Origin of the sequence: Sphaerotilus sp. (assembly GCF_013299175.1) — a bacterium.
Classification (GTDB): Bacteria; Pseudomonadota; Gammaproteobacteria; order Burkholderiales; family Burkholderiaceae_C; genus Sphaerotilus.
Genome location: NZ_JAAFKF010000037.1, coordinates 14,411 through 36,039, shown reverse-complemented (window position 1 = coordinate 36,039; position 21,629 = coordinate 14,411). Strand labels below are relative to the sequence as shown.

The following is a 21,629-nucleotide window of genomic DNA, read 5'->3' as shown; positions in this document are numbered from 1 at the left end:
CGCCCGGCTGGTGGAGGCCGCCCCGCTGCGCCAGACCATGGGCAGCGCCGCCCGCACCCGCGCCCGCCACCGCCACGGGCACCACCGGTTCCGGGCGTCGATGCTGCTGGGGCACGGACTGTCGCCGATGGTCGCGCCACACCACGCACTGGCCAGCGCCTGACAGGACCGGTGCGCCCGCGGCGGGTCAACCCAGCGACAGCACCACGTTGCCGCTGACGGCCCCGCTTTCGACCGCACGGTGCGCCTGCGCGATCGAAGCCAAGGGCAGCTTCACCGCGATGTTGTGCTGCAGCAGCCCGCGCTGCAGGAAGTCGGTCAGCACCCTGACCACGCGGCGGCGGTCCGCTTCGCTCAGGTGGTAGACGATGAAGAACCGCACACCGAAGTTGCGCGCAATCATCGGAAAGAACGGCAAGGTGAACTGCCTGGCGCCGCTGCCGTAGACCACCCACTGACCGTCCGGCCGCACCACCTCCATGTCGATCGCCGCATTCGCCGCGACATCCACTTCGATCACGCGATCGACGCCGTGGCCCTGCGTGGCCTCTCGCACGCGCTCGATGACGGATTCGGTGCGGTAGTCGATCACCACATCGGCGCCCGCGGCCCGCGCCAACGCCGCCTTTGCCGGTGAACTGACGGTCGTGATGACCTGCCGCGCGCCCAGCAAGCGCGCGAACTGCACGGCGTAGTGGCCGACCGCGCCCGCGCCGCCCGCGACGAGGACACGCTGCCCTTCGACGCCGCCATCGGTCAGCACGGCGTGCAAGGCTGTCAGCGCAGGAATGCCCAGGCACGCGCCGGCTTCTCCTGGCACGTTGGCGGGCAAAGGAACGGCCTGCTGCACGGGCAAGCAGATGCCCTCCGCCGCGGTGCCGAACGGCCGACCCCAGGCCGCGTTCCAGAGCCAGACACGCTCACCCATGCGTGCCGGATCGACCTCGGCACCGACCGCATCGATGACCCCCATGCCGTCGCTGTGCGGAATGACCCGCGGAAACGGCATGTCCGGGCCGCGCGCACCCGAGCGTGCCTTCACGTCGGACGGGTTCACGCCGGACCACTCCAGCCGAACGCGCACCTCCCCGGCCGCGGGCTGCGGGTCCGGCACCTCCCCCACGACGAGCACTTGCTCGGCCGGGCCGGTCTGTTCGTAGTAAGCCGCTTTCATCGGATGCTCCGTTTCATTGGTTGCTTGGTGGGTTGGTCAGTGGGATTTCACGCGGTGAAATCCCGTTCGAGAGGGCTACTGCTTCGCCTGCTCGGGAACACATCATTCACGCCAATCCCTCACCGCATCCCGGATCGAGGAAAAACAAACCGCGCAAGGACATCGAAGTGGGAACCGTGAGTCCCACCGACCGGCGCGATGGAGACACATGATGATCGACTTGAGTGGAAAAGTTGCGGCCGTCACCGGTGCTGCAGGCGGCATCGGCGCAGAGATTGCCCGCACATTGGCCAAGGCAGGTGCTCGGGTGGTCCTGGGCGACGTGCAGGCCGAGCGGGGCGAGCACGTCGCACAGCAGATTCGCGATGCTGGCGGACAGGCCCTCTTCGTCGCGCACGACACGTCCGACGAAGACCAGTGGATCGCGTTCCTCGACACCGGGCTGGACCGCTTCGGCGGCCTGGACATCCTGGTCAACAACGCCGGCATCGAGCAGACCTGCTTCCTCGAAAACATCACCGTCGCCGACATCCAGAAGCTGCTCGCCGTGAACGTGACCGGTGTGCTGATCGGCCACAAGCACGCGGTGCGGGCGATGAAGCCGGACGGCCGCGCCGGCAAGGGCGGCAGCATCATCAACCTGTCGTCGGTGGCCGGCCTGATCGGCACGCCCGGTCTGGGCGTGTACTCCGCGTCCAAAGGGGCGGTGCGCTTGCTGACCAAGGCCGCCGCGGTCGAATTCGGCCGGCTCGGCTATGGCATCCGGGTGAACTCGATCCATCCGGGCCTCGTGGAAACCGAGATGGGCGAGAAGCTGCTCAACGACTTCGTGGGCCTTGGCATGTTCAAGGACCGCGACGACGCCTACACGCAGATGAAGGCGGCGCATCCGCTGGGCATCACCGGCCTGCCGAGCGACATCGCCAACCTGGCGTTGTTCCTCGCCTCTGATCTTTCGCGCTGGATGTCCGGCGCCGAACTCGTCGCCGACGGCGCGATGACGGTGAGCTGACCTTTCTTCACAACCACCAGGAGACAGACATGACTGCAATTGACAAAAGCCTCCCGACAGCCAACGCTGCAGACAGCACCGAGGCACTCCCTTCGCGACGGACCATGCTCGGCGCGGGTGGTGCGGTCGGTTTGGCCCTGCTGAACCCCGCATCCATCTTTGCCCAGGGGGCCGATGGCGCCAACACGATCCGGGTCGGCTTCATCAGCCCGCGCACCGGCGCACTGGCCGGCTTCGGCGAGGCCGACGGCTACGTGCTCGAACTGGCGCGCAAGGCGTTGAAGGACGGCCTGACCGTGGGTGGCAAGAAGTACGCGGTCGAGATCCTGGACCGCGACACGCAGTCCGATCCGGCCCGCGCCAGCCAGTTGGCCAAGACGCTCATCAACGCCGACAAGGTCGATCTGATCCTGGTCACGTCGGCACCCGAGACCGTCAACCCGGTCGCCGACGCTTGCGAGGGGGCGGGCGTGCCCTGCCTCTCGACCGTGACGCCTTGGGAAGCCTGGTACTTCGGCCGCGGCGCCAAGCCGGGCGAGCCTTCGCCGTTCAAGTGGACCTTCCACTTCTCGTTCGGCGTCGGCGAGTTCGTCAAGGCCTACACCTCGCAGTGGGGCCAGTTGTCCACCAACAAGAAGGTGGCGGCGCTCTACCCGAACGACGCCGACGGCAACGCCATCCGCGCCAGCCTCGCGCCGGCGCTGCAAAAGGCCGGCTTCACCATCGTGGACGCCGGCCCCTACGAGACGGGCACCACCGATTTCTCGGCCCAGATCGCGAAGTTCAAGGCCGAGAAGTGCGACATCTTCAACACCTTCCCGATCCCGCCGGACTTCGCCACGTTCTGGCGTCAGGCGGCCCAGCAGGGCCTCGCGAAGAACTTCAAGATCGTCCAGGTGGCCAAGACCGGGCTGTTCCCGTCCACCGTCGAGGCCCTGGGACCGCTGGGCTTCAACCTCTCCAGCGCCTGCTACTGGCACAAGACCTTCCCCTACAAGTCGCCGCTGACCGGTGTGAGCAGCCTGCAGTTGGCCGAGGGCTACGAAAAGGCCGCGAACAAGCAGTGGAACCAGCAGCTCGGCGCGTCGATGTCGCTGCTCGACGCCGGCTTCGAAGCCTTGAAGGCCAGCACCAATCCGAAGGACAAGGCCAGCGTGGCCAAGGCCCTCGGCTCCTTGGTGACCACGACCACGGTGGGCAAGGTCGATTTCACCAAGGGACCGGTGCCGGGCGCCTGCGCCACGCCGCTGATCGGCACGCAGTGGGTCAAGGCCCCGGCTGGTTCGAAGTACAAGTTCGACTACATCGTCACCGAGAACGCCGGTGATGCCAACGTCCCGGTGGCCGCCAAGCTGCGCGCTTACGCCTGAACCCGCGCGGGATCTCGGAACCATGTCGTCAACGGATGCCTTGCTTTCTGCCCGAGGGCTGCGCAAGCAGTACGGCGCACTGGTCGTGCTCGACGGCGTGGATTTCGAGGTTCGGCGCGGTGATGCGATCGGCATCGTCGGGCCGAACGGCGCCGGCAAGACCACCTTGCTCAGTGTCTTGTCCGGCTCGCAGGCCGCCTCGGCTGGCACCGTCCAGTTCAAAGGCCAGGACATCGCGTCGCTGGACGCCGCCAGACGCTGCAGGCTGGGCATCGTGCGCACCCACCAGGTGCCGCAGCCCTTCAGCGGCATGACGGTGTTCGAGAACGTCTTCACCGCGGCCACGCACGGGGGAGGATTCCGCCAGTCCGAAGCCTACGCGCGGTGCATCGAGGCGATCGAACTCTGCGGCATGACCAAGGTGGCCAACCGGCGCGCCGAGACACTGGGTTTGCTGGACCGCAAGCGGCTGGAGCTGACCCGTGCGCTGGCCACCAATCCGCAGGTGCTGCTGCTGGACGAGATCGGCGGCGGACTCACCGATGGCGAAGCCGCCGAACTCGTGCAGACCATCCAGGTGCTGCACGGCCGGGACATCGCCATCGTCTGGATCGAGCACATCGTGCATGTGCTGCTGCAGGTCGCGCAGCGGCTGGTCTGCATGGACTCGGGCCGCGTGATTGCCGAAGGCGATCCGCAAGCAGTGCTGTCCAACGCCACCGTCGTGGATGCCTACCTGGGGGGAGGACGATGAGTCTCCTGAAAATAGAAGCCCTGGAGGCCCGGCACGGTTTGCTGACCGCCGTGCAAGGCATCAGCCTGGAAATCGAGCAGGGCGAGACGCTGGCGCTCGTCGGCGCCAATGGTGCGGGCAAGACGACACTGCTGCGCACGCTGGCGGGGGTGCATCCGGTGGCGGGGGGCCGCATCGTCTTTGACGGCGTGGACGTGAGCGCGTTGCCGGCGCACCGCCGGGCCGCGGCCGGACTGGCGCTGGTGCCCGAGGGGCGCAAGCTGTTCCCCGCGATGACGGTGCAAGAGAACCTGCTCGTCGCCCTCTCTGCAAAGCGCGGTGGCCGCTGGAACCTGGGCACCGTGCTCGACGCCTTTCCGCAGCTCAAACCCAAATTGAAGGCGGCGGCGGGCACCTTGTCCGGCGGTCAGCAGCAGGCCGTGGCCATTGGCCGCGCCTTGATGACCAATCCGCGGGTGCTGCTGCTGGACGAGGTGTCCCTCGGTCTCTCGCCGCTCGCCGTGCAAGGCGTCTACGACTCGCTGCGCACGCTGATGGGCAAGGGCACGGCCCACGGCACGACCGTGGTGCTCGTCGAGCAGGATCTGCAGCGCACGTTTCAGGTGGCCGATCGCATCGTCTGCATGCTCGAAGGCAAGGTCGTCGCCAGCGGGCGCGCCGACGAGATGACCCGCGAGCAGGTGATGGCGCATTACTTCGGCCACCGCCCGTCCACGGCCGGCACCCCCTCACAACCGGCATCCGCAACATGATCTGGCTCAACCAACTCGTCCAAGGGCTGATGCTGGGGGGCTACTACGCGCTGCTGGCGTGCGGTCTGTCGTTCATGTTCGGCGTGATGGGCATCATCAACCTCGCGCACGGAAGCCTCGCGGTGCTGGCGGCATACCTGCTGTTCATCCTGGCCGAACGCTTCGAGATCCATCCCTTGCTGGGCCTCGTGGCGGTGGTCCCGGTGATGGCGCTGATCGGCTGGGTGCTGCACCGGCTCGTGCTCGAACGCAGCGCCCGCGCAGGCGCCCTGATCCCCTTGCTGAGCACCTTCGGTCTCGCCAGCCTGCTGGACAACTCGATGTTCCAGACCTTCGGTGCCGACACCCGCTCGCTGGCGCCCTACATCGATTCGCTCAGCTACGACGGCTGGACCCTGCCCGGCGGCATCATCGTCGGCCAGCTCGCGGTGCTGACGCTGGTCGTCGCCATGGCGTTGCTGGGCGGACTGCACCTGATGCTGACGCGCACCGCGCTGGGCCGGCGCATCCGCGCCGCGGCCCACGATCCGGACACGGCGCAGTTGGTCGGCGTGGACGCGCGGGCGGTCTATGCGGCCTCCACCGCCATCGCCATGACCACGGTGGCGATCGCCGGCGCCTTCCTCGCCATGCGGGCCACGTTCGACCCCTACACCGGCCCCTATCAACTGATCTTTGCGTTCGAGGCGGTGATCATCGGCGGCGCCGGCTCGCTGTGGGGAACGCTGGTGGGCGGCATCGTCCTCGGCGTCGCGCAGAGCCTCGGTGCGCAGGTCCACCCGCAAGGCTTCCTCATCGCCGGGCACGTCGTCTTCCTGGCGGTGCTGCTGGCACGGGTGTACGCCACGGACACGCTGCGCCGCTGGACCCGATCCCTTCAAAGCCGCTTTGGCAGCCGAGCCTGAACGCCATGAACCTGACTCCACGCGCACCCGCTGCCCTCGCCACCGCGCATGTCACGCGCTGGACCGTGCCTTCGATCGCGGCGGTGTCGCTGGTGGTGGCGGCCCAGCTCGTGCTGGTCGCCGGGCCGCTGTTCCTGTCGGCCAACGTGGTCGAGCGCCTCACAACCTTGTTCATCTACGGCATCCTGGCCCTGATGTGGAACGCGCTGGCGGGCTACGCCGGCCTGCTGTCCGTCGGGCACCAGGCGTTCTTCGGCCTGGGGGCGTATGCCGCTGTCCGGCTGGCCGACTGGGGTGTCAGCCCGTACCCGGCACTGCTGTTGGCGGCGGTGCTGGTCGGGGCGCTGTCATTGCCGATATCGGCTTTCATGCTGCGGTTGCGCGACGGTGAATTCGCGATCGGCATGTGGGTCGTGGCCGCGCTGTGCCATTTGCTGGTCAACCTGGACAACCTCGTTCAAGGTGAAACGGGCACCTCGCTGATCGCGCTGCAGACCTACGCCGCCGATGACCGGCGCAGCTACACCTATTGGGCCGCCCTGGGCACCATGGCCGCCCTGGGCTGGCTGGTGTTCGTGATGTTGCGCGGCAAGATGGGCACGGCCGCGCAGGCCATCCGCGACAACGAGGAAGCGGCCGGCTCGGTGGGCGTGCGCGTGCTGCCCTCGAAGCGCCTGATCTTCGTGCTGTCGGCGTTCGGCTGTGCGGCGGCGGGGGCCTTGTGGCTGGCCAGCTCGATCACGTTCCAGCCCAAGACCTACTTCAGCGTGCAATGGACGGCGTACATGATCTTCATGGTGCTGGTCGGCGGCATCGGCACCTACGAAGGCCCGATCCTCGGCGCGGTGCTGTTCTTCACCATGGAGACGCTGTTCGGTGCCACCGGCGTGACCTACCTGATCGGCCTCGGCGCGACCGCGTTGCTGTTTGCGCTGTTGATGCCGCGGGGCATCTGGGGCGAGATCGAACAGCGGCTCGGCTTGCAATTGCTGCCGGTGGGGTATCGGCTGCGTGGTGCCACGGGTGAGCCACCACCGAAGCCATGAATCACCATGGGCGCACTGAAGCGCAATGAGACAAAAAGGGGATGCCGAGCGATCGGCATCCCCTTTTACCTTGCTCAGACCGTGACTGACACCCGGTCCTTGGTGTAAGCCAGCACCTGCGCGACGATCGCATCCGCGAACTGCGCGTCGTTGATGTGGCAGTCGAATTCACGCGGCACCACCGACGCCGGCAACGCATCCTTCAAGGCATCCAGGAACACCGGGCACAGCGACGGGTCGTGCAGGTGGCCTTCCGGACTGTCATGGTGCGAGAAGCCCTTGAGCGGCACGAAGAACGACACCGGTCCCTTGGCGTCCGCGATCAGGCCACCCATGTGCTTGGCCAGCGCCTGCAGCTCGCTCGCTTCGGTACGCACCGCCGTCAGTGCGTGGTTGTGCATGTGGTATCGGTGGCCGGGGAACATCGCCTTGGCCATGTCGATCGGGCCAGCCACCATGAAGTCGGCATTGCCCGGCGCGAAGACCACCGGCACGCCCTTGGCCAAGGCTGACTTGGCACGGTCGGGGCCAGCACTGCACAGGCCGTTGTTGAGGAAGTCGTTGATCTCCACCAGCGAGGTGTCCACCACCGCCGCCACGTCACGCTCGCCCACGATCTGGTCCATCGCCATGCCGCCAGTGCCCAGGGTATGGAACACCATCACCTCAAAGCCCTTGGCTTCGAGTTGCTTGCGGACGTTGACGGTGCAGGCGTCGATCGTGCTGAGCGTCGTCATCGCGATCAAGGGCTTCGGCTCGACACGCGTCGGCGAATAGTTCTTCGCCATCGCGGCGGTGGCCAGCGCCGCATTGCGGAACACGTCGCGCGTGATGCTGTTCAGACCGGCGATGTCGCACACCGGGTTGAACATGTTGATGTCCTTGGCGCCGATGAACGGCTTGGTGAAGCCGGACGCCATCGTCGAGACCATCACCTTGGGCAGGCCGTAGGGGAACATGCCCATGACGACGGTGCCCAGCGCCGTGCCCATCGAGCCACCGACGCCGATGATGCCGCTCAGGCCGTGCTTGGCGTGGTACTCCAGGGCGCATTTGACCGAGCCTTCGATCATGACGCCCTGGCATTTGCCTTCGTGCTTCAGGTCGCGGACCTCCTGCAAGGTCTTGCCGGCCGCCGCCGCCACCGCTTCTGGCGTGATCTCGACGCTCGCGTCGGTGGACGCGCGGATGCTGGCGTCGAGGTGGACCACGTCCACGCCCTGCGACTCCAGCACTTCACGGATGTAGCGCGCCTCCACCGCCTTGGTGTCCAGCGTGATGATCATCAGTACCTTGGGGTTGCTGCTCATGTCTCGTCTCCTTCTCGTGTTCACACACGGTTGATGTGCGGATGCCGTCGGCTTGCGGCACCTCGCGGGTTACGCGGGTCAAGGCGTCGGTGATGGGTTCAGTTCCTCAGCGAGACGCAGAAAAAATCCGATGCTGTTCGGGTTGGCCATCGCATCGGCGCTGGCCACCTTCTCGGGGGCGGCGCCCAGCAACAGCTTGCGCACGGGCACTTCCATCTTCTTGCCCGTCAAGGTGCGCGGGATCTCCGCCACCTGGTAGATCTCGTTGGGCACATGCCGCGCAGACGCCTTGCTGCGGATCTGCTGCGCGATGCGCGTTTTCAGCGCCTCGTCGAGCACCACGCCGGGCGCCAGGACCACGAACAAGGGCATGAAGGACGGCCGCCCGAGGTACTCCAGATCGACCACCAGGCTGTCGCGCACCTCCGGCAGTTCTTCCACCACCCGGTAGATTTCGGCGGTGCCCATGCGGATGCCGTACCGGTTGATGGTCGAATCCGAGCGGCCGTAGATCACCGACGTGCCCCGCGAAGTGAAGCGAATCCAGTCGCCATGGCGCCAGAGTCCGGGGTACATCTCGAAGTAGCTTTCGAGGTAGCGGCGGTTCTCGGGGTCGCCCCAGAAGTAGATCGGCATCGACGGCATCGGCTTGGTCACCACCAGTTCGCCGACTTCATCGATCACCGGCGTGCCGGCGTCGTTGAACGCATGCGCGGCGACGCCCAGTTCCCGGCACTGGATCTCGCCCGCGTTGACCGGCAGGATCGGCGCGCAGGCCACGAAGCCCGAAGCGATGTCCGTGCCCCCGCTGATCGAGGCGAGCCACAGGTCCGGCTTCACGGCGTCGTACACCCATTGGTAGGCGTCGATCGGCAGCGGGGAGCCGGTGGCGTTGATGGCGCGCAGGTGTTGCAGCGGGACCAGATCGCGGGGACGCAGACCGTCCTTCATGCAGTTGATGAGGTAGGCCGCACCGCAACCGAACAGCGTGACACGCTGCTCGTCGATGAAACGCCACAGGGCGGTGGTGTCCGGCCACGCAGGGTTGCCGTCGTACAGCACGATGCTGGCCCCGGTGAGCAAGGCGCCGATCTGGAGGTTCCAGACAATCCAGCCCGTGCCGCCCAGGAACAGCAGGCGGTCGCCGGGCCGCAGGTCGTGCTGCAGCGCCATCGTCTTCAGGTGCGTCAGCACGATGCCGCCCTGGCTGTGAACGATCGCCTTGGGCAGGCCGGTGGTGCCCGAGGAGTAGACGATCCAGAGCGGGTGCTCGAACGGCAGGCGTTCGAAGCGCAACTCGGCCTCCACCGAAATCGCATCCGACCAGCTCAGCCGGTCTCGCCATGCGAGCGGCTGATGCGAGGCCGCACGGCACACCGGGCCGGCCACGTGGATGACGTGCCGGACGGTCGGCAAGCCGAGCAGCAGCTCCTCGACCAGCGCGCGCCGGTCGTGGGTCTTGCCGTTGTAGCTGTAGCTGTCTACGGCCAGCAGCACCTTCGGCTCGATCTGGCGGAAGCGGTCCAGCACCACGGTGGCCCCCATGTCGGGCGCGCAACTGGACCAGATCGCGCCGAGGCTGGCGCAGGCCAGAAAGGCCACCACGGTCTCGGGGCGGTTCGGCAGGTAGGACGCCACGCGGTCGCCCGCACCCACGCCAAGCTGCCTCAACTGTGCGGCCAAGGCGCCGGTGTCGCGTTGCAGTTGCGCCCACGACACCGCGTGCGTCCCGGTGTCCTCGCTGCGGGCGATCAGCGCGGGCCGCTCATCGGTGGCACGGCGGAAAATGTGCTCGGCATAGTTCAGCCGCGCATTCGGATACCACTGCGCACCCGGCATGGTGGACACGCCGAGGACGGGATCACACGCGCCATCGGCCTGCACCTCGAAGAAGTCCCAGATCGATTGCCAGAACGGTTCCAGCGCATCGACCGACCAGATCCACAGATCCTGGTAGTGGTCGAAGTGCAGCCCGCGTTCGGCCGCCAGCCAGCGCATGTAGGCTGCCAGACGGGTCGGCGCGATCTGATCGGGCCGTGGGGTCCACAGCACTGCACCGGGTGCGTCTGCTTGATCCGGCGTCCTGTCCGATGGGTTCATTTCAGCATCTCCAGCAACCGATCCACACCGCTCAAGGACAAATGGGGCCGGCTCTGCGGCGGCAGTGCGTCGAAGTCCGCGGCGCTGTTCAAGCCCGTGTGGACGCCGACCGAGAACGCCCGCCCGCGCAGGGCCATCGCGTTCTCCAGGCTGATGTCGTCGCCGACGATGGCCATCTGCGCCGGCTTGATGCCCAGACGCGTGCTCGCGCAAGCCAGCGCCTGCGCCGACGGTTTGCCGACGACCACGGCGTTCTTGCCGGTGACGCTGCGCACGGCCGCGGCAATCGCACCCGAGACACCCAAGGTGCGCCCTTCGCGACTCGCCAGGTAGGCTGCCTTGGAAACGGTGTACAGCGCCGCCCCGGCCCACACGGCGCGGCACGCCGCGTCGAGATCGGCCAGCACGAAACCGGGGTACCAACCAATCAGCACGGCATCAGCGTCGTCCGCGCGCTCCGGCGCCCGCACGACATCGAAGCCCGCGTCCACCAGCGGCTTCCAGACGCCTTCGCCGCCCAGCACCAGCACCCGCTGGTGGCCGCGGCGCTTGAACAGGTCGAGTGCGACGCTGACCGGCGTGAGCATCTGCTGCTCGCCGATGGGGAGGCCGATGTGGGTCAAGGCGTGCGAGATCTGTGCTGGCGTCTTGGCGCTGCCGTTGGTGAAGGCGACATACGGCACCTCGCGCTGACGCAGCAGTGCGAGCAATTCACGGGCACCGGGCAGGGGCTGGTAGCCGCTGAGGTGCTTGTCCGCGAGCGCGAGCGTTCCGTCCACATCGAACACGTAGCCACGCACACCGGCCAGCGTCGGTACTCCGGCATCGAGGGCAGGCAGGTTGCCGATGGGGAGGCGGCTCATGCGGACTGCCCCGGTGCGGCGGACGACCGGTGGGAGCGCAGGTCCACGAGAAACCCGTCCCGCTCGAAGCGTGCGTGGGTCACGTCGGGTCGCAGTGTCAACTCGGTGATGAGTTTTTCGACCGGGCTGGCCACGGCGCTGTAGGTCTCGCGGGTCGGGCCGGCGGCCAGCATGGCGTCCACCTGCTCCGCCGGCATCGTGGCGCGCAACAGGAACTCCTCGTCGGAGAGCCGGGCATCAAAGCGCCGCCGCAGTTCGGACAGCTCGGGCATGGCCGCTTGACCGGACAGCTCGCGTGCCCGCGGCAACTGCTCGATCCGGTCGCGCACGTTCGGGTCCATCGGCGCGGGCGGCGTGCCGAACTTGCCGAGCACGTAGCGGATCACTTCGTCGGGCACGTTCGCATACCGCTCGGGGGCCAGCACGTTCATCACCGCCTGCGTCCCGACGACCTGCGAGAACGGCGTGACCATGATCGGGTAGCCCAGTTCGCGCCGGACGCGCTCCACCTCCTCGTACACCTCCGGCAGGCGGTGCTCCTGGCGCATCTCGCGCAACTGGCGCCGCATCGTTCCGATCATTCCGCCCGGCAACTGGTGCTGGAAGTAGCGCATGTCGTATTCCTGCGGTACCCCTGGCGCCAGACCTTCGGCGGCCGCGAGCTGCTCGAAATAGCGGCTGATGCGGGCGACCGCGTCCATGTCCAGATCGACCGAGACGCCCTTGCTGCGCAGATTGGCCACCACGTTCTCGATCGCCGGCTGGCTGCTGCCGTTGCCGAGCGGTCGTGCGGCGGTGTGCAGGGTTTGCACGCCCAGCTCCGGCGCTTCGGCGTAGGTGAAGGGTGCCAAGCCGATCGTGCAGTGCGAGTGCAGCTCCAGCGGCTTGTCGCCAAGGGCCACGCGCAGCACCGGCAACAGCGTGCGGGCACGCTCCGGGGTCAGCAGCCCGCCCGGGTCTTTCAGGTAAACCCGCGTGATCGCCGGCACCACCGCCAGTTGGCGCGCCGCCGCGGCGAAGTGCGCGTCATCGTGGATCGGGCTGACCGTGTAGACGATGGCGCCCACGATCTCGCGTCCACCGGCTGCCGCGATCGCCGTCGCGCTGTCGGTCACGGCCTGCATGTTGTTCATGGGGTCCATCACCATGAACCGCTCGATGCCGTTGCGGACCAGCAGTTGGTAGGACAGCGCCATCAGCTCCGGGTGCGCCGTCTCCCACGAGATGAAGCGCATGCCGGTGGACAGGAAGCTCAGCGGCGTGCGCGGCATGCGCGCCTTCATCAGGCGAATGCGCTCCCACGGGTTCTCCTTGTGGAAGCGCACCGTGACCGCCATGTGCGTGCTGGTCGTGAAGTCGATCGCGCGGTAGCCGACGCGGTCCAGGTCGGCCGCGATCTCCAGCATCATCCCGGTGCGCAGACCGACGGCGCCCCACAGGCTCTGATTGCCGTCGCGCAGCGTCGTGTCGATGAAATCGAGGGGGGCGCTCATCAGCGTTTTCCTTGCACGGGTTGGACGGATTGGGCGGGTTGGATGAAGGCCACCGCGTCGGGGCTGGCCAGGAACCGGCCGAGGAATCCGGTGTCGAAACCGCCGGCCGTGAATTCAGGCGTGGCCAGCACGGCGCGGTGCAGCGCGATGTTGTTCAGCACACCATCGACGCGCACGTCCGCGAGCGAAGCCAGCAGCAGGCGCCGCGCTTCGTCGCGCGTCTGGCCGGTCGCGATGACCTTGGCAATCATCGAGTCGTAGTACGGCGAAATCATCGCGCCGCGCTCGATGTGGGTGTCCACGCGCAAGCCTTCGCGAACCGGGAAGTGCGCATCGGTGACACGGCCCGGCGCCGGGCGGAAGTCATGCACCGGGTCTTCGGCGTTGATGCGGCACTCGATCGCGTGGCCCGTCAACCGGACATCGGCCTGGGTCAGGCGCAGGCGCTGGCCTTGGGCGACGGCGATCTGCTCGGCGACCAGGTCGAGTCCGGTGATCTGTTCCGTCACCGGGTGTTCGACCTGGATCCGGGCGTTCATTTCCAGGAAGTAGAAGCGTTGCCGCGCGATATCGACCAGGAACTCGACCGTGCCCAGGCTGCGGTAGCCGATGTGCTTCGAGAAGCGCACGGCGGCCGCGTGCAGGTCGCGGCGCATGGTTTCGTCCAGCGACGGGGCGGGGGCTTCTTCGATGAGTTTCTGGTAGCGCCGCTGGACCGAGCAGTCACGGTCCCCGAGGTGAATGATGTTGTCGCCGTCGCCGAGGATCTGCACTTCGACGTGACGCCCTTGTGTGACGAAGCATTCGACGAACACCCGACCATCACCGAAGGCGGCGAGGGCTTCGGAGCTGGCCATGTCGAACAATGCGGTGAGTTCTTCGGGCGTGTTGGCCCGCTTCAGGCCGCGCCCGCCGCCGCCGCCGACCGCCTTGATGAGGACCGGGTAGCCGATCGTCTCCGCCAGGGCCAGGGCCGCTGGCAGGCTGTCCACCGGGCCGCCGGGCGCGATCGGCACACCGGCTTCCTCGGCGCAACGACGTGCTTCCAGCTTGTCCCCCACGCGCTCGATCTGCGCGGCGGTGGGGCCGATGAAGATGACCCCGTGTTCCTCGCACGCGGCGGCGAAGGCCGCGCGTTCGGAGAGGAAGCCGTAGCCCGGGTGAATCGCCTGCGCGCCGACACCTTTGGCCGCTTCGATGAGGGTGCCGATCTGCAGGTAGCTGTCGGTGGCGCGGGCCGGACCGATGCACACGGCGCGGTCTGCCAGACGGGCGCCCAGCGTGTCACGGTCGGCCGCCGAGACGGCGAGGACCGATTCGATCCCCAGTTGCTTGAGCGTGCGGATGATGCGCACGGCGATCTCGCCACGGTTGGCGACCAGGACACGCCGAATCGGGCCGTCCGCGATCATGTGTTCTGCGTTGCGCATGGTCGCACTCACACCGGACGCACGCGCATCAGCACTTGTTCGAACTCCACCAGGTCCCCATCGCGCACCAGGACTTCGACCAGCACACCCTCGACCCCGGCGGCAACCGAGTTCATCAGCTTCATCACTTCGATGATCCCCACGGCACTGTCGGCGGTGAGGCGGGTACCGATGGCGACGAAGGGGCTGGCGCCGGGCTTGGGGGCGCCGTAGAAGGTGCCGAGCATCGGGGCGCGGATCTCGATCAGGGTCGGGTCGCTGACCGGCAGCGCGGCGGTCACCGGTGCCACGGGCACCGCAGCCGCGGCGCGTGCTGGCGGTGCGGCAGCGGGGACCGCCGGGGCGCCATTGCGACGCAAGGTCAGCTTGATCCCCTCGGCTTCGAGGTGCAGTTCGTCGAAATGAGAACGGTCGAGCAGTTGGATCAGCCGCTGGACATCGTCGTGGGAAAAGCTCATGTTGGTCGGTCTCCGGATGTGGCCGAAGTATTTGCTTCGACCGGATCCGCCGGGTAGCATCGCGCACCAGGTTTTCTCCTGGTGAAACTCACCGCGTCACCACCCACCCGCAACCCACCCATGCGCGACTACAAGGTCAAGACGATCCGGGCACTGGACCGTGGTCTTGAAGTGCTGACCTATCTCCACCAAGCGCGCGCCGCCAGCCTGCACGACCTGTTCCTGGCGACCCACCTGCCCAAGGCCACGCTCACGCGGCTGATCGTGACCTTGGAAAAGCGCGGCATGGTCTGGCAGCGCCTGGCTGACGGCGCCTACATGGCCAGCCACACGCTGCAGCCGCGGGCGCCGCAACTCAGCGACGAGAACTACCTGGTCGAGGTGGCGTCACCCGTGATGGAGCGCCTGTGCAGCAAGGTCAACTGGCCCTCCGTGCTGGCCGTGCCGCGGCTCGATTGCATGGAGGTGATCGAAACCAACCGGCCGAAATCCTATTTCTCGCACGTCCCCGTCGGGCCGATCGGATTCCGGATCAACTTGCTGCGCTCGGCGACGGGCCGCGCCTACATCGCCTTCTGCAGCGAAAGCGAGCGCCAGGCCATGCTGCTGCGGCTGGCCGCCAGCCACGAGCCGGGCAACTTCATGGCGCGCAATCCGGAGATGGTCGAGCGCCTGCTCGGCGAGACCAGACACCTGGGCTATGGCCACCGCACGCCCGATTTCGGCGGCCATTTCGACCAGAGCCGGCGCGAGTGGAACGATGACCGGGATTCGATCGCCGTGCCGATCTGGGTCGGGGACGAGGTCATCGCGGCCATCAACTTGACGTGGATGCACAAGGTGGCCACCGTCGCCGAGATGGTCAAGAAGAACCTCCCGCAACTCAGTGCCGCCGCGCGGGAAATCTCGATGCGGCTGGTGGAACCGTAGCGCGGCGCCCTGGCCTCAGCGGTCACCGTGGCGCTGGACCACGGATGCGGGCACCGGCACCGGCGCCAGCGGATACAGCGTCGCCAGCGCCTGCCGACAGGTCTGCGTCAGCACCGCCTGCAACGCCTTGGCCGTGGTGGCCTCGTCGCTGCGCTCCGTCCACAGCGCAGCGCGCACCGGCCGGCTTGGCGCCAGCGCCTCGACCACCACCGCGCGCCACTGCGCCGGCGCCTCGGACTGCGCCCACGCCCCCCGACCGCGCCCGAAATGCGCCACCGCCAGATAACGCAGCACGGCCGCCTCCACCGCTGCATCCAGCGCCTCGGGCTGCCAGCCAAGCCAGGATTCCTCCAGCCCGCGCACGAGGTTGACGCCATGCGCCAGCCCCATGGCCCCCAGCGCCCCGAGCACGCCCCCCGCGATCAGCCCACCGCCCAGTGTCAGCCCGCCCGTGGCCAGATCGGCGCCCAGCCCGGTGAGCGCGCCCGACACCATGCCGCCGAGTACCGCCGCCTTGCCCGTGCCGACCCGCTCGCGCCGGTCGAACTGGCTGCCGACGCGGGCGAGGATGTCTTCCGCCGCTGCCTGACCTTCCAGGGCGTGCAGGCGCAGCAGGTCGCTGGTGCTGCTGCGCACCTCGCTGTCCAGCCGTGCCAGCAACGCCTCCTGCGCCTTCAGCCGCGGATCGCCGTCCTCGCGGCGCAAGCCCAGCGCAGTGCCCACCTGCCGCAGCGCCGACCGCAGCGAACCCGCTTCCGGCACGGTTTCTCGGGCGTGGGCGATGCGGGCGAGGCTGTCGGCCAGCGTCTGCATCGCGGTGTCGAAGGTCGCCAGCCGCTGTGCCTGCCAGACGCCGCGCAGCCGGCCCATCAAGGCTTGGCGCTCCGGGGGCAACGCAGCCTCGATCGCCTGCAGCAGCGTCAGCTCCTGCACCCAGCAGCGCGCGAACGCATCCATCGGCAACACGGCGCGCACCTGTGTCTGCGCGGCGAGGTGGGTGCGCCAGCGTTCGATCTCGGCGGCTTCCTGCGCGGGCTGCCCCGGCGCACCGAGCTGGTTGAGCAGCACGATCACCGGCCGCCCGGTCCACGCCAGCAGCTCCATTTCCGGCGCCACGTAACCCGCCGCCTCGGGCGCCTCGGCCGCGCTGACGAGGTAGAGCACCACGTCCGCCTCGTCGCGCACATTGCGCAGCGCCATTTGGCTCGCCCAGAACGCCCGGTCGCGCCAGCGGTCCCACACCTCGGTGAGCAGCCAGCCGAGCGGGTTGCCGGACTGCTGCATCCGCTTGGCCAGCCGCACGCTGTCGCCGAAGCCGGGCGTGTCCCACAGCGTCAGGCACTCGCCCTGCGGCGTGTCGATCATGCGGTGTTCGTCGGCGAAGTCGGTGACGTGGGTCGCGTCGCGCACGGTGCCAATGTCGCGGCCGAGCAGGGTGCGCGCCAGCGTGGTCTTGCCGATGTTGGTGTGCGAGACCAGGCTCAGGGCGAGGGTGTGGTCGCGGCGGCTCATGCGGCGGCTCCGTCGAGTTGCCGGCGCACGGCGGTGGCGGAAGGCTCGACCGGCACCCCGTCGCGCACCGCCAGCACGGCCATCCCCAGGTCCGTCGCCAGCGCCTGCCACGCGGCACGGCGCTGTTCGATGCGCTCGGGCGCGGTCTGGCCGAAGCGCTGCACGAAGCCGCTTTCCTCGACCACCAGCACGCAGCGTGGCGCACCGGCCTTGGCGCCAGCCGCCTGCAGCGCGCGCAGCCAGCGGCCGTGGACCTCGGTTTCCGGCGTGGCGGACAGGTCGAAGCGCGGCAGCACCAGCGTCGGCCGTCCCGCCAGCGCCGCCGCGAGCGCGGTGTCGTCCTCGCTGCCGTAGGCGCGCATCGGCTGCACCTGCCACTGCATCGTCTCGCCCAGCAGCGGCTGCAGCCAGCCGCGCAGCGCCTCGTTCGCGGCGGGTGCGGCCTCCTGCGCATAGGGCAGCAGCGCCACACGCGCCTGCTCGCGCCGTTGCTGGCGCAGCAGTTCGTCGAAATACGGCGCGCCTTCCAGCTTCAGCGGAAACCGCTTCGACCACCACAGCGCCCGCAGCCCGCCCAGCGCCGCCAGCAGCAGCCGCGGCCCCACGACGAACAGCGCCAGCGTGGCCGCCTGCAGGTGGATCCACGGCGCGGCGCTGTTGGCCGGTGTCGGCGCGGGCGGCTCGCCACCGACCAGGTGCAGCGCCTCGAAGCCGGCCAGATCCGGCAGGGCGATGGGGTGGAGGAATGCCAGAAGTTGCTGCGCTGGTCCATACAGCACGGTAAGCGCCTGCTGCACCGTGGCTGTGTCGAGGAAGGTGCTCGCCCAGCCGGCCCGGTAGTCCAGCCCCAGCCCGCGCAGGTACAGCCCGCCGATCAGCCCCAGTGCCAGTCCCGCCGCGCCGAGGTGCATCAGCACACCGGCCCGCGCCAGCGACAGCGGCGCGCTCGCCACCGCCCAGGTCTCGGCCACCCGCTCCAGCACCGGCTCGCGCCGGGCGCCCTTGAGCAGGCCGCGCAGGTCCAGCATCCGCCGCGACAGGCTCCGGCGCAGCCAGCCGTCCGGCAAGGGCAGCACGAGCAGCAGGTAGACCAGTGCATTCCATGCCACCAGCCCCCAGACCGGGTAGCCGAGCAGGTTGATGCGGTGCCCCGCACCCACCGTGTCCGCCACGAAGCCGAGCACCACGCCCAGCAGCAGCGCCGCCAGCGCCCAGCGGCGGTGCCAGAGGCGGTGCGACAGCCAGGCCGACACCGACTTTTCCCGCGGCGTCAGCCGTTGCAGCGCCGCCGTGGCGCGGGCGGCGAGGAAGCGGTCGGGGCGGGTGGTCGGTTCCGCGCCATCGAGCGCGACGCGGGTGGCCCAGCGGCGGTCCTCGGCGGTCCAGAGCGGGTGGTCGGTCCCGGCGGTCTCGAACGCCTGGATCAGCAGCACTTGGCGGGCGGTCGTTTCATCCATCGGGCCACTGTACCGCGTAGGACTTCACGCACACCGAGACGACCGGATGGGGTGCGCCGTGTCTCTATCGACTTACCTCGGTAAGACCGGGGTTGAACTCCGGCATCCCTGCAGCAGATCCCACGCTGGTGCGTACAGCGCAGTCTGCACGCCCGCCAGCCCGAGCACGGTGTGGAAGAGGTGGTCGTGCGCCGCCGGTTGTGCGGCACGGCGGCGCAGGCAGTCGGTATCGAGTCCGGTGGCGCGTGTCAGGCCCTCGGAGAGCCACACCACCATCGGCACCTGCTTCTGCACGTCCGGCGCGATGGCGTAGGGCAGGCCATGCAGGAACAGGTTGGACTCGCCCAGCGATTCGCCGTGGTCGGAGACATAGACCACCGCGCTGTCCACCGTCGCCGCGCGGGCCTGCAGCTTCTCGATCAGCGTGGCCAGCACATGGTCGGTGTAGAGCAGCACGTTGTCGTAGGCATTGACGATCTCCGCGGTCGAGCACTGGCGCAGATCGTCGTGCTGGCAGGCGGGCTGGAAGGTGGCGAAGGCGTCCGGGTAGCGGCGGAAGTAGGACGGGCCGTGGTTGCCGAGCTGGTGCAGCACGAGCACCTGTGTGCCCTGGGCCTGCGCCAGCCGCGCATCGAGGCCGAGCAGCAGCGCCTCGTCCAGGCAGCGGCCATCGGCACACAAACCGGGCGGGTTCAGCTTGACCATCTCCTCGCTGGGCAGTCCTTCGCACACGCCCTTGCAGCCCGACTGGTTGTCGCGCCACAGCACGCCCACCCCAGCGCGGTGCAGCACATGCAGCAGCGACTCGCTCCCCCGGATCGCCACCTCGTCATAGTCGCGCCGCCCGACCGGCGCGAACAGGCAGGGCACCGACACCTCGGTGTTCGTCCCGCAACTCGTCACCTGGCGGAAATTCACCAGCGCGGGGATCTTCGCCAGCGCCGGTGTCGTCTGGCGCGCGTAGCCGTTCAGGCCCCAGTTCGCTGCCCGTGCCGTCTCGCCGACCACGACGACCAGCACCGTCGGCCGCGTGCGTGCCTGCATCCGCGGGCCGGGCTTGGCGTCCAGGCCGATCGGCTGGCGCGGCTTGGCGGCGCCCTTCAAATCCTCCGCCACCACGCTGCCCGCCGACCACAGCACATTGGTCGGCGTGATCAGGTAACGCATCGCCTTGTGGTTGCGCATCAGCGACGAGAAGGGCTGGAACACCGCCATCACTGCGCCCACCAGCACGGCCACCCCGCCCATGGTCCACAGCAGCCGCAGCCCGAGTACACGGCCCCACGTCCGCTCGCGCAAGCGCACTCCCCACAGCAGCGCGATCGGCAGCGCCGCCTGCAGCAGCAGCCGCACCACAAACCCGAAGCTCAGCAGCTCGCGCGCCTCGCCCATGTCGGTGCGCAGCGCATTGCGCAGCATGGACGGATCCAGGTAGACGCCAAACGCCTGCATGAAATGCGTCGAGCCGGCCGCCACGACCAGCAGCACCGCCAGCACCGGCTTGAGCAGCCGCCCATGGCACAGCAGCGCCAGCACCACAAAGTTCAGCGCCACCAGCCCGACGCACAGCGCCGCCGCGAAGCCCCAGGCACTGGGGTCGCTCCAGGTGCGGCCCTGCAGCGCCGCCGTGAAAAACGGCTGGTGGCAGGTCAGCACCCACAGCAGGCTCACCGCCAGCAGCACCCATTCACTGGGCACACCGACGGGACGGGAACGGAACGACGCGACACGGGACATGGCGGGATTGTCCCCGAGCGGTCCAGGGCCTCGGCGTAGGATGATCCCGGTCCATGCACGAACCTGTTCGCGTTTGCCCAAGGAGCCGCCCCGCATGAACCCCGCCAAGATCCTCGTCGCCCAAGGGGGCGGCCCGACCGCCGTGATCAACCAGTCGCTCGTCGGCGTCGTGCTCGAAGCGCGGCGGCACCGGGGCGTCGAATGCGTCTATGGGGCGCGCCACGGCGTGCGCGGCATCGTCAACGAAGACCTCGTGGACCTGATGCAGGAGACCAGCCACAACCTGGAACTGGTGGCCGCCACACCGTCCTCCGCGCTCGGCTCGACCCGCGACAAGCCCGATGAAGCCTACTGCCGCGAGATCTTCAAGGTCTTGCAGGCGCACCAGATCGGCCAGTTCTTCTACATCGGCGGCAACGATTCGTCCGACACCGTGCGCATCGTCAGCGAGCAGGCGCAGGCGGCGAACTACGCGCTGCGCTGCATCCACATCCCCAAGACCATCGACAACGACCTCGTCGGCAACGACCACACGCCCGGCTTCCCGAGCGCAGCGCGCTTCGTGGCGCAGGCGTTTGCCGGCGCGAATCTGGACAACGCGGCGCTGCCGGGCATTTACGTCGGTGTCGTGATGGGCCGGCACGCGGGCTTCCTGACCGCGGCCTCGGCCCTGGGCAAGAAGTTCGACGACGACGGCCCGCACCTGATCTACGTGCCGGAGCGCACCTTCGACATCGCGCAGTTCCTGGCCGACGTGAAGGCCACCCACGACCGCCTCGGCCGCTGCGTGATCGCCGTCAGCGAGGGCATCCACGACGCCGCCGGCGCGCCGATCATCGCCACGCTGGCCAAGGACATGGAGTTCGACGACCACGGCAACGTGCAGCTCTCCGGCACCGGGGCGCTGGCCGATCTGCTGTGCGAGGAGATCAAGCGCAAGCTGGGCATCAAGCGCGTGCGCGGCGACACCTTCGGCTACCTGCAGCGCAGCTTCATCGGCTGCGTCAGCGACGTGGACCAGCGCGAGGCGCGCGAGGTCGGCGAGAAGGCGGTGCAGTTCGCGATGTGGGGCGGGCGCGATGGCTCGGTGGCGATCCAGCGCGCCGGTTATTACGCCGCGGACTACAAGCTGCTGCCACTGGACGCCGTCGCCGGCAAGACCCGCACGATGGAGGACGAGTTCCTCACCGCCAGCGGCACCGACGTGACCGATGCCTTCCGGCTCTACCTGCGCCCGCTGCTGGGGTCGGGGATGCCGGATGCGTTCCGCTTGCGGCCGAATCCAGTGGCGAAGGTGCTGGGGCGCTGAGCCTGCGGGTCTGTGAT

General features: G+C 68.5%; 18 protein-coding genes. 8 read left to right on the top strand and 10 right to left on the bottom strand.

What is annotated here, in order from left to right:
* Nucleotides 1-187: 187 nt before the first annotated feature.
* Nucleotides 188-1,174 carry an NADPH:quinone reductase gene (locus QZW52_RS08660; RefSeq protein WP_293997396.1) on the bottom strand — a complete coding sequence of 329 codons (987 nt, stop codon included), beginning with the start codon at nt 1,172-1,174 and terminating at the stop codon, nt 188-190.
* Nucleotides 1,175-1,385: 211 nt separating this feature from the next.
* Between QZW52_RS08660 and QZW52_RS08655 the strand changes: the two genes are divergently transcribed.
* From QZW52_RS08655 to QZW52_RS08630, 6 genes are read left to right on the top strand one after another with little or no spacing between them, the layout of a single operon-like run.
* The gene (locus tag QZW52_RS08655; RefSeq protein ID WP_293997394.1) at nt 1,386-2,186 is read left to right on the top strand and encodes an SDR family NAD(P)-dependent oxidoreductase; all 801 of its coding nucleotides are present in this window, start codon (nt 1,386-1,388) and stop codon (nt 2,184-2,186) included.
* Nucleotides 2,187-2,215: 29 nt separating this feature from the next.
* Nucleotides 2,216-3,556, top strand: coding sequence for an ABC transporter substrate-binding protein (locus tag QZW52_RS08650; protein ID WP_293997392.1), 1,341 nt, complete (start codon nt 2,216-2,218; stop codon nt 3,554-3,556).
* 40 nt (nt 3,557-3,596) lie between these two features.
* On the top strand, nt 3,597-4,310 hold the full coding sequence (locus QZW52_RS08645; RefSeq protein WP_293997390.1) for an ABC transporter ATP-binding protein: 714 nt from the start codon (nt 3,597-3,599) through the stop codon (nt 4,308-4,310).
* Entirely contained in the window at nt 4,307-5,062 is a 756-nt protein-coding gene (locus QZW52_RS08640) for an ABC transporter ATP-binding protein (protein WP_293997388.1), read from the top strand. Before QZW52_RS08645 ends, QZW52_RS08640 begins: the two co-directional genes overlap by 4 nt.
* Nucleotides 5,059-5,967 (top strand): branched-chain amino acid ABC transporter permease, encoded by a 909-nt coding sequence (locus tag QZW52_RS08635; protein WP_293997386.1) that lies wholly within the window; start codon nt 5,059-5,061, stop codon nt 5,965-5,967. The genes QZW52_RS08640 and QZW52_RS08635 overlap by 4 nt, the downstream gene beginning before the upstream one ends.
* 5 nt (nt 5,968-5,972) lie before the next feature.
* A complete protein-coding gene (locus QZW52_RS08630; RefSeq protein WP_293997384.1) occupies nt 5,973-7,013 on the top strand; it encodes a branched-chain amino acid ABC transporter permease in 1,041 nt (346 codons plus the stop codon).
* A gap of 74 nt (nt 7,014-7,087) precedes the next feature.
* Here QZW52_RS08630 and QZW52_RS08625 read toward each other — a convergent pair whose 3' ends face one another.
* The 6 genes from QZW52_RS08625 to accB all read right to left on the bottom strand — a co-directional run bounded on the left by QZW52_RS08625 (nt 7,088) and on the right by accB (nt 14,667).
* Nucleotides 7,088-8,323, bottom strand: coding sequence for a Tm-1-like ATP-binding domain-containing protein (locus QZW52_RS08625; protein ID WP_293997382.1), 1,236 nt, complete (start codon nt 8,321-8,323; stop codon nt 7,088-7,090).
* Nucleotides 8,324-8,401: 78 nt separating this feature from the next.
* A complete protein-coding gene (locus tag QZW52_RS08620; RefSeq protein ID WP_293997380.1) occupies nt 8,402-10,423 on the bottom strand; it encodes an acetoacetate--CoA ligase in 2,022 nt (673 codons plus the stop codon).
* Nucleotides 10,420-11,286, bottom strand: a complete 867-nt coding sequence (locus tag QZW52_RS08615) for an HAD-IIA family hydrolase (RefSeq protein WP_293997378.1) — start codon at nt 11,284-11,286, stop codon at nt 10,420-10,422. The genes QZW52_RS08620 and QZW52_RS08615 overlap by 4 nt, the downstream gene beginning before the upstream one ends.
* Entirely contained in the window at nt 11,283-12,779 is a 1,497-nt protein-coding gene (locus QZW52_RS08610; protein WP_293997376.1) for a hypothetical protein, read from the bottom strand. The genes QZW52_RS08615 and QZW52_RS08610 overlap by 4 nt, the downstream gene beginning before the upstream one ends.
* Complete coding sequence (locus tag QZW52_RS08605) at nt 12,779-14,209, bottom strand: acetyl-CoA carboxylase biotin carboxylase subunit (RefSeq protein ID WP_293997374.1); 1,431 nt, start codon at nt 14,207-14,209, stop codon at nt 12,779-12,781. The genes QZW52_RS08610 and QZW52_RS08605 overlap by 1 nt, the downstream gene beginning before the upstream one ends.
* 8 nt (nt 14,210-14,217) lie before the next feature.
* Nucleotides 14,218-14,667 (bottom strand): acetyl-CoA carboxylase biotin carboxyl carrier protein, encoded by a 450-nt coding sequence (accB, locus tag QZW52_RS08600; RefSeq protein ID WP_293997372.1) that lies wholly within the window; start codon nt 14,665-14,667, stop codon nt 14,218-14,220.
* Nucleotides 14,668-14,787: 120 nt separating this feature from the next.
* On the opposite strand from accB, the gene QZW52_RS08595 reads away from it, so the two are divergent.
* Nucleotides 14,788-15,597, top strand: a complete 810-nt coding sequence (locus QZW52_RS08595; protein WP_293997370.1) for a helix-turn-helix domain-containing protein — start codon at nt 14,788-14,790, stop codon at nt 15,595-15,597.
* A gap of 15 nt (nt 15,598-15,612) precedes the next feature.
* Here QZW52_RS08595 and QZW52_RS08590 read toward each other — a convergent pair whose 3' ends face one another.
* From QZW52_RS08590 to QZW52_RS08580, 3 genes are all read right to left on the bottom strand, one after another.
* Nucleotides 15,613-17,109: a GTPase domain-containing protein gene (locus QZW52_RS08590; protein WP_293997367.1), complete on the bottom strand. Its 1,497-nt coding sequence runs from the start codon at nt 17,107-17,109 to the stop codon at nt 15,613-15,615.
* Nucleotides 17,106-18,566, bottom strand: a complete 1,461-nt coding sequence (locus QZW52_RS08585) for a DUF2868 domain-containing protein (RefSeq protein ID WP_293997365.1) — start codon at nt 18,564-18,566, stop codon at nt 17,106-17,108. Before QZW52_RS08585 ends, QZW52_RS08590 begins: the two co-directional genes overlap by 4 nt.
* A 72-nt stretch (nt 18,567-18,638) precedes the next feature.
* Nucleotides 18,639-20,303, bottom strand: a complete 1,665-nt coding sequence (locus QZW52_RS08580; protein ID WP_293997363.1) for a phosphoethanolamine transferase — start codon at nt 20,301-20,303, stop codon at nt 18,639-18,641.
* Nucleotides 20,304-20,397: 94 nt separating this feature from the next.
* Between QZW52_RS08580 and QZW52_RS08575 the strand changes: the two genes are divergently transcribed.
* Nucleotides 20,398-21,612, top strand: coding sequence for a 6-phosphofructokinase (locus tag QZW52_RS08575; protein WP_293997361.1), 1,215 nt, complete (start codon nt 20,398-20,400; stop codon nt 21,610-21,612).
* The last annotated feature ends 17 nt before the right edge of the window (nt 21,613-21,629 follow it).

What these genes read in the sequence shown, in the direction of transcription:
- QZW52_RS08655 (WP_293997394.1), top strand. Translation starts at nt 1,386, where the DNA reads ATGATCGACTTGAGTGGAAAAGTTGCGGCCGTCACCGGTGCTGCAGGC.
- QZW52_RS08605 (WP_293997374.1), bottom strand. Translation starts at nt 14,209, where the DNA reads ATGCGCAACGCAGAACACATGATCGCGGACGGCCCGATTCGGCGTGTC.
- QZW52_RS08660 (WP_293997396.1), bottom strand. Translation starts at nt 1,174, where the DNA reads ATGAAAGCGGCTTACTACGAACAGACCGGCCCGGCCGAGCAAGTGCTC.
- QZW52_RS08630 (WP_293997384.1), top strand. Translation starts at nt 5,973, where the DNA reads ATGAACCTGACTCCACGCGCACCCGCTGCCCTCGCCACCGCGCATGTC.
- QZW52_RS08575 (WP_293997361.1), top strand. Translation starts at nt 20,398, where the DNA reads ATGAACCCCGCCAAGATCCTCGTCGCCCAAGGGGGCGGCCCGACCGCC.
- QZW52_RS08580 (WP_293997363.1), bottom strand. Translation starts at nt 20,303, where the DNA reads ATGTCCCGTGTCGCGTCGTTCCGTTCCCGTCCCGTCGGTGTGCCCAGT.
- accB (WP_293997372.1), bottom strand. Translation starts at nt 14,667, where the DNA reads ATGAGCTTTTCCCACGACGATGTCCAGCGGCTGATCCAACTGCTCGAC.
- QZW52_RS08585 (WP_293997365.1), bottom strand. Translation starts at nt 18,566, where the DNA reads ATGGATGAAACGACCGCCCGCCAAGTGCTGCTGATCCAGGCGTTCGAG.
- QZW52_RS08595 (WP_293997370.1), top strand. Translation starts at nt 14,788, where the DNA reads ATGCGCGACTACAAGGTCAAGACGATCCGGGCACTGGACCGTGGTCTT.
- QZW52_RS08615 (WP_293997378.1), bottom strand. Translation starts at nt 11,286, where the DNA reads ATGAGCCGCCTCCCCATCGGCAACCTGCCTGCCCTCGATGCCGGAGTA.
- QZW52_RS08635 (WP_293997386.1), top strand. Translation starts at nt 5,059, where the DNA reads ATGATCTGGCTCAACCAACTCGTCCAAGGGCTGATGCTGGGGGGCTAC.
- QZW52_RS08625 (WP_293997382.1), bottom strand. Translation starts at nt 8,323, where the DNA reads ATGAGCAGCAACCCCAAGGTACTGATGATCATCACGCTGGACACCAAG.
- QZW52_RS08620 (WP_293997380.1), bottom strand. Translation starts at nt 10,423, where the DNA reads ATGAACCCATCGGACAGGACGCCGGATCAAGCAGACGCACCCGGTGCA.
- QZW52_RS08640 (WP_293997388.1), top strand. Translation starts at nt 4,307, where the DNA reads ATGAGTCTCCTGAAAATAGAAGCCCTGGAGGCCCGGCACGGTTTGCTG.
- QZW52_RS08590 (WP_293997367.1), bottom strand. Translation starts at nt 17,109, where the DNA reads ATGAGCCGCCGCGACCACACCCTCGCCCTGAGCCTGGTCTCGCACACC.
- QZW52_RS08610 (WP_293997376.1), bottom strand. Translation starts at nt 12,779, where the DNA reads ATGAGCGCCCCCCTCGATTTCATCGACACGACGCTGCGCGACGGCAAT.
- QZW52_RS08650 (WP_293997392.1), top strand. Translation starts at nt 2,216, where the DNA reads ATGACTGCAATTGACAAAAGCCTCCCGACAGCCAACGCTGCAGACAGC.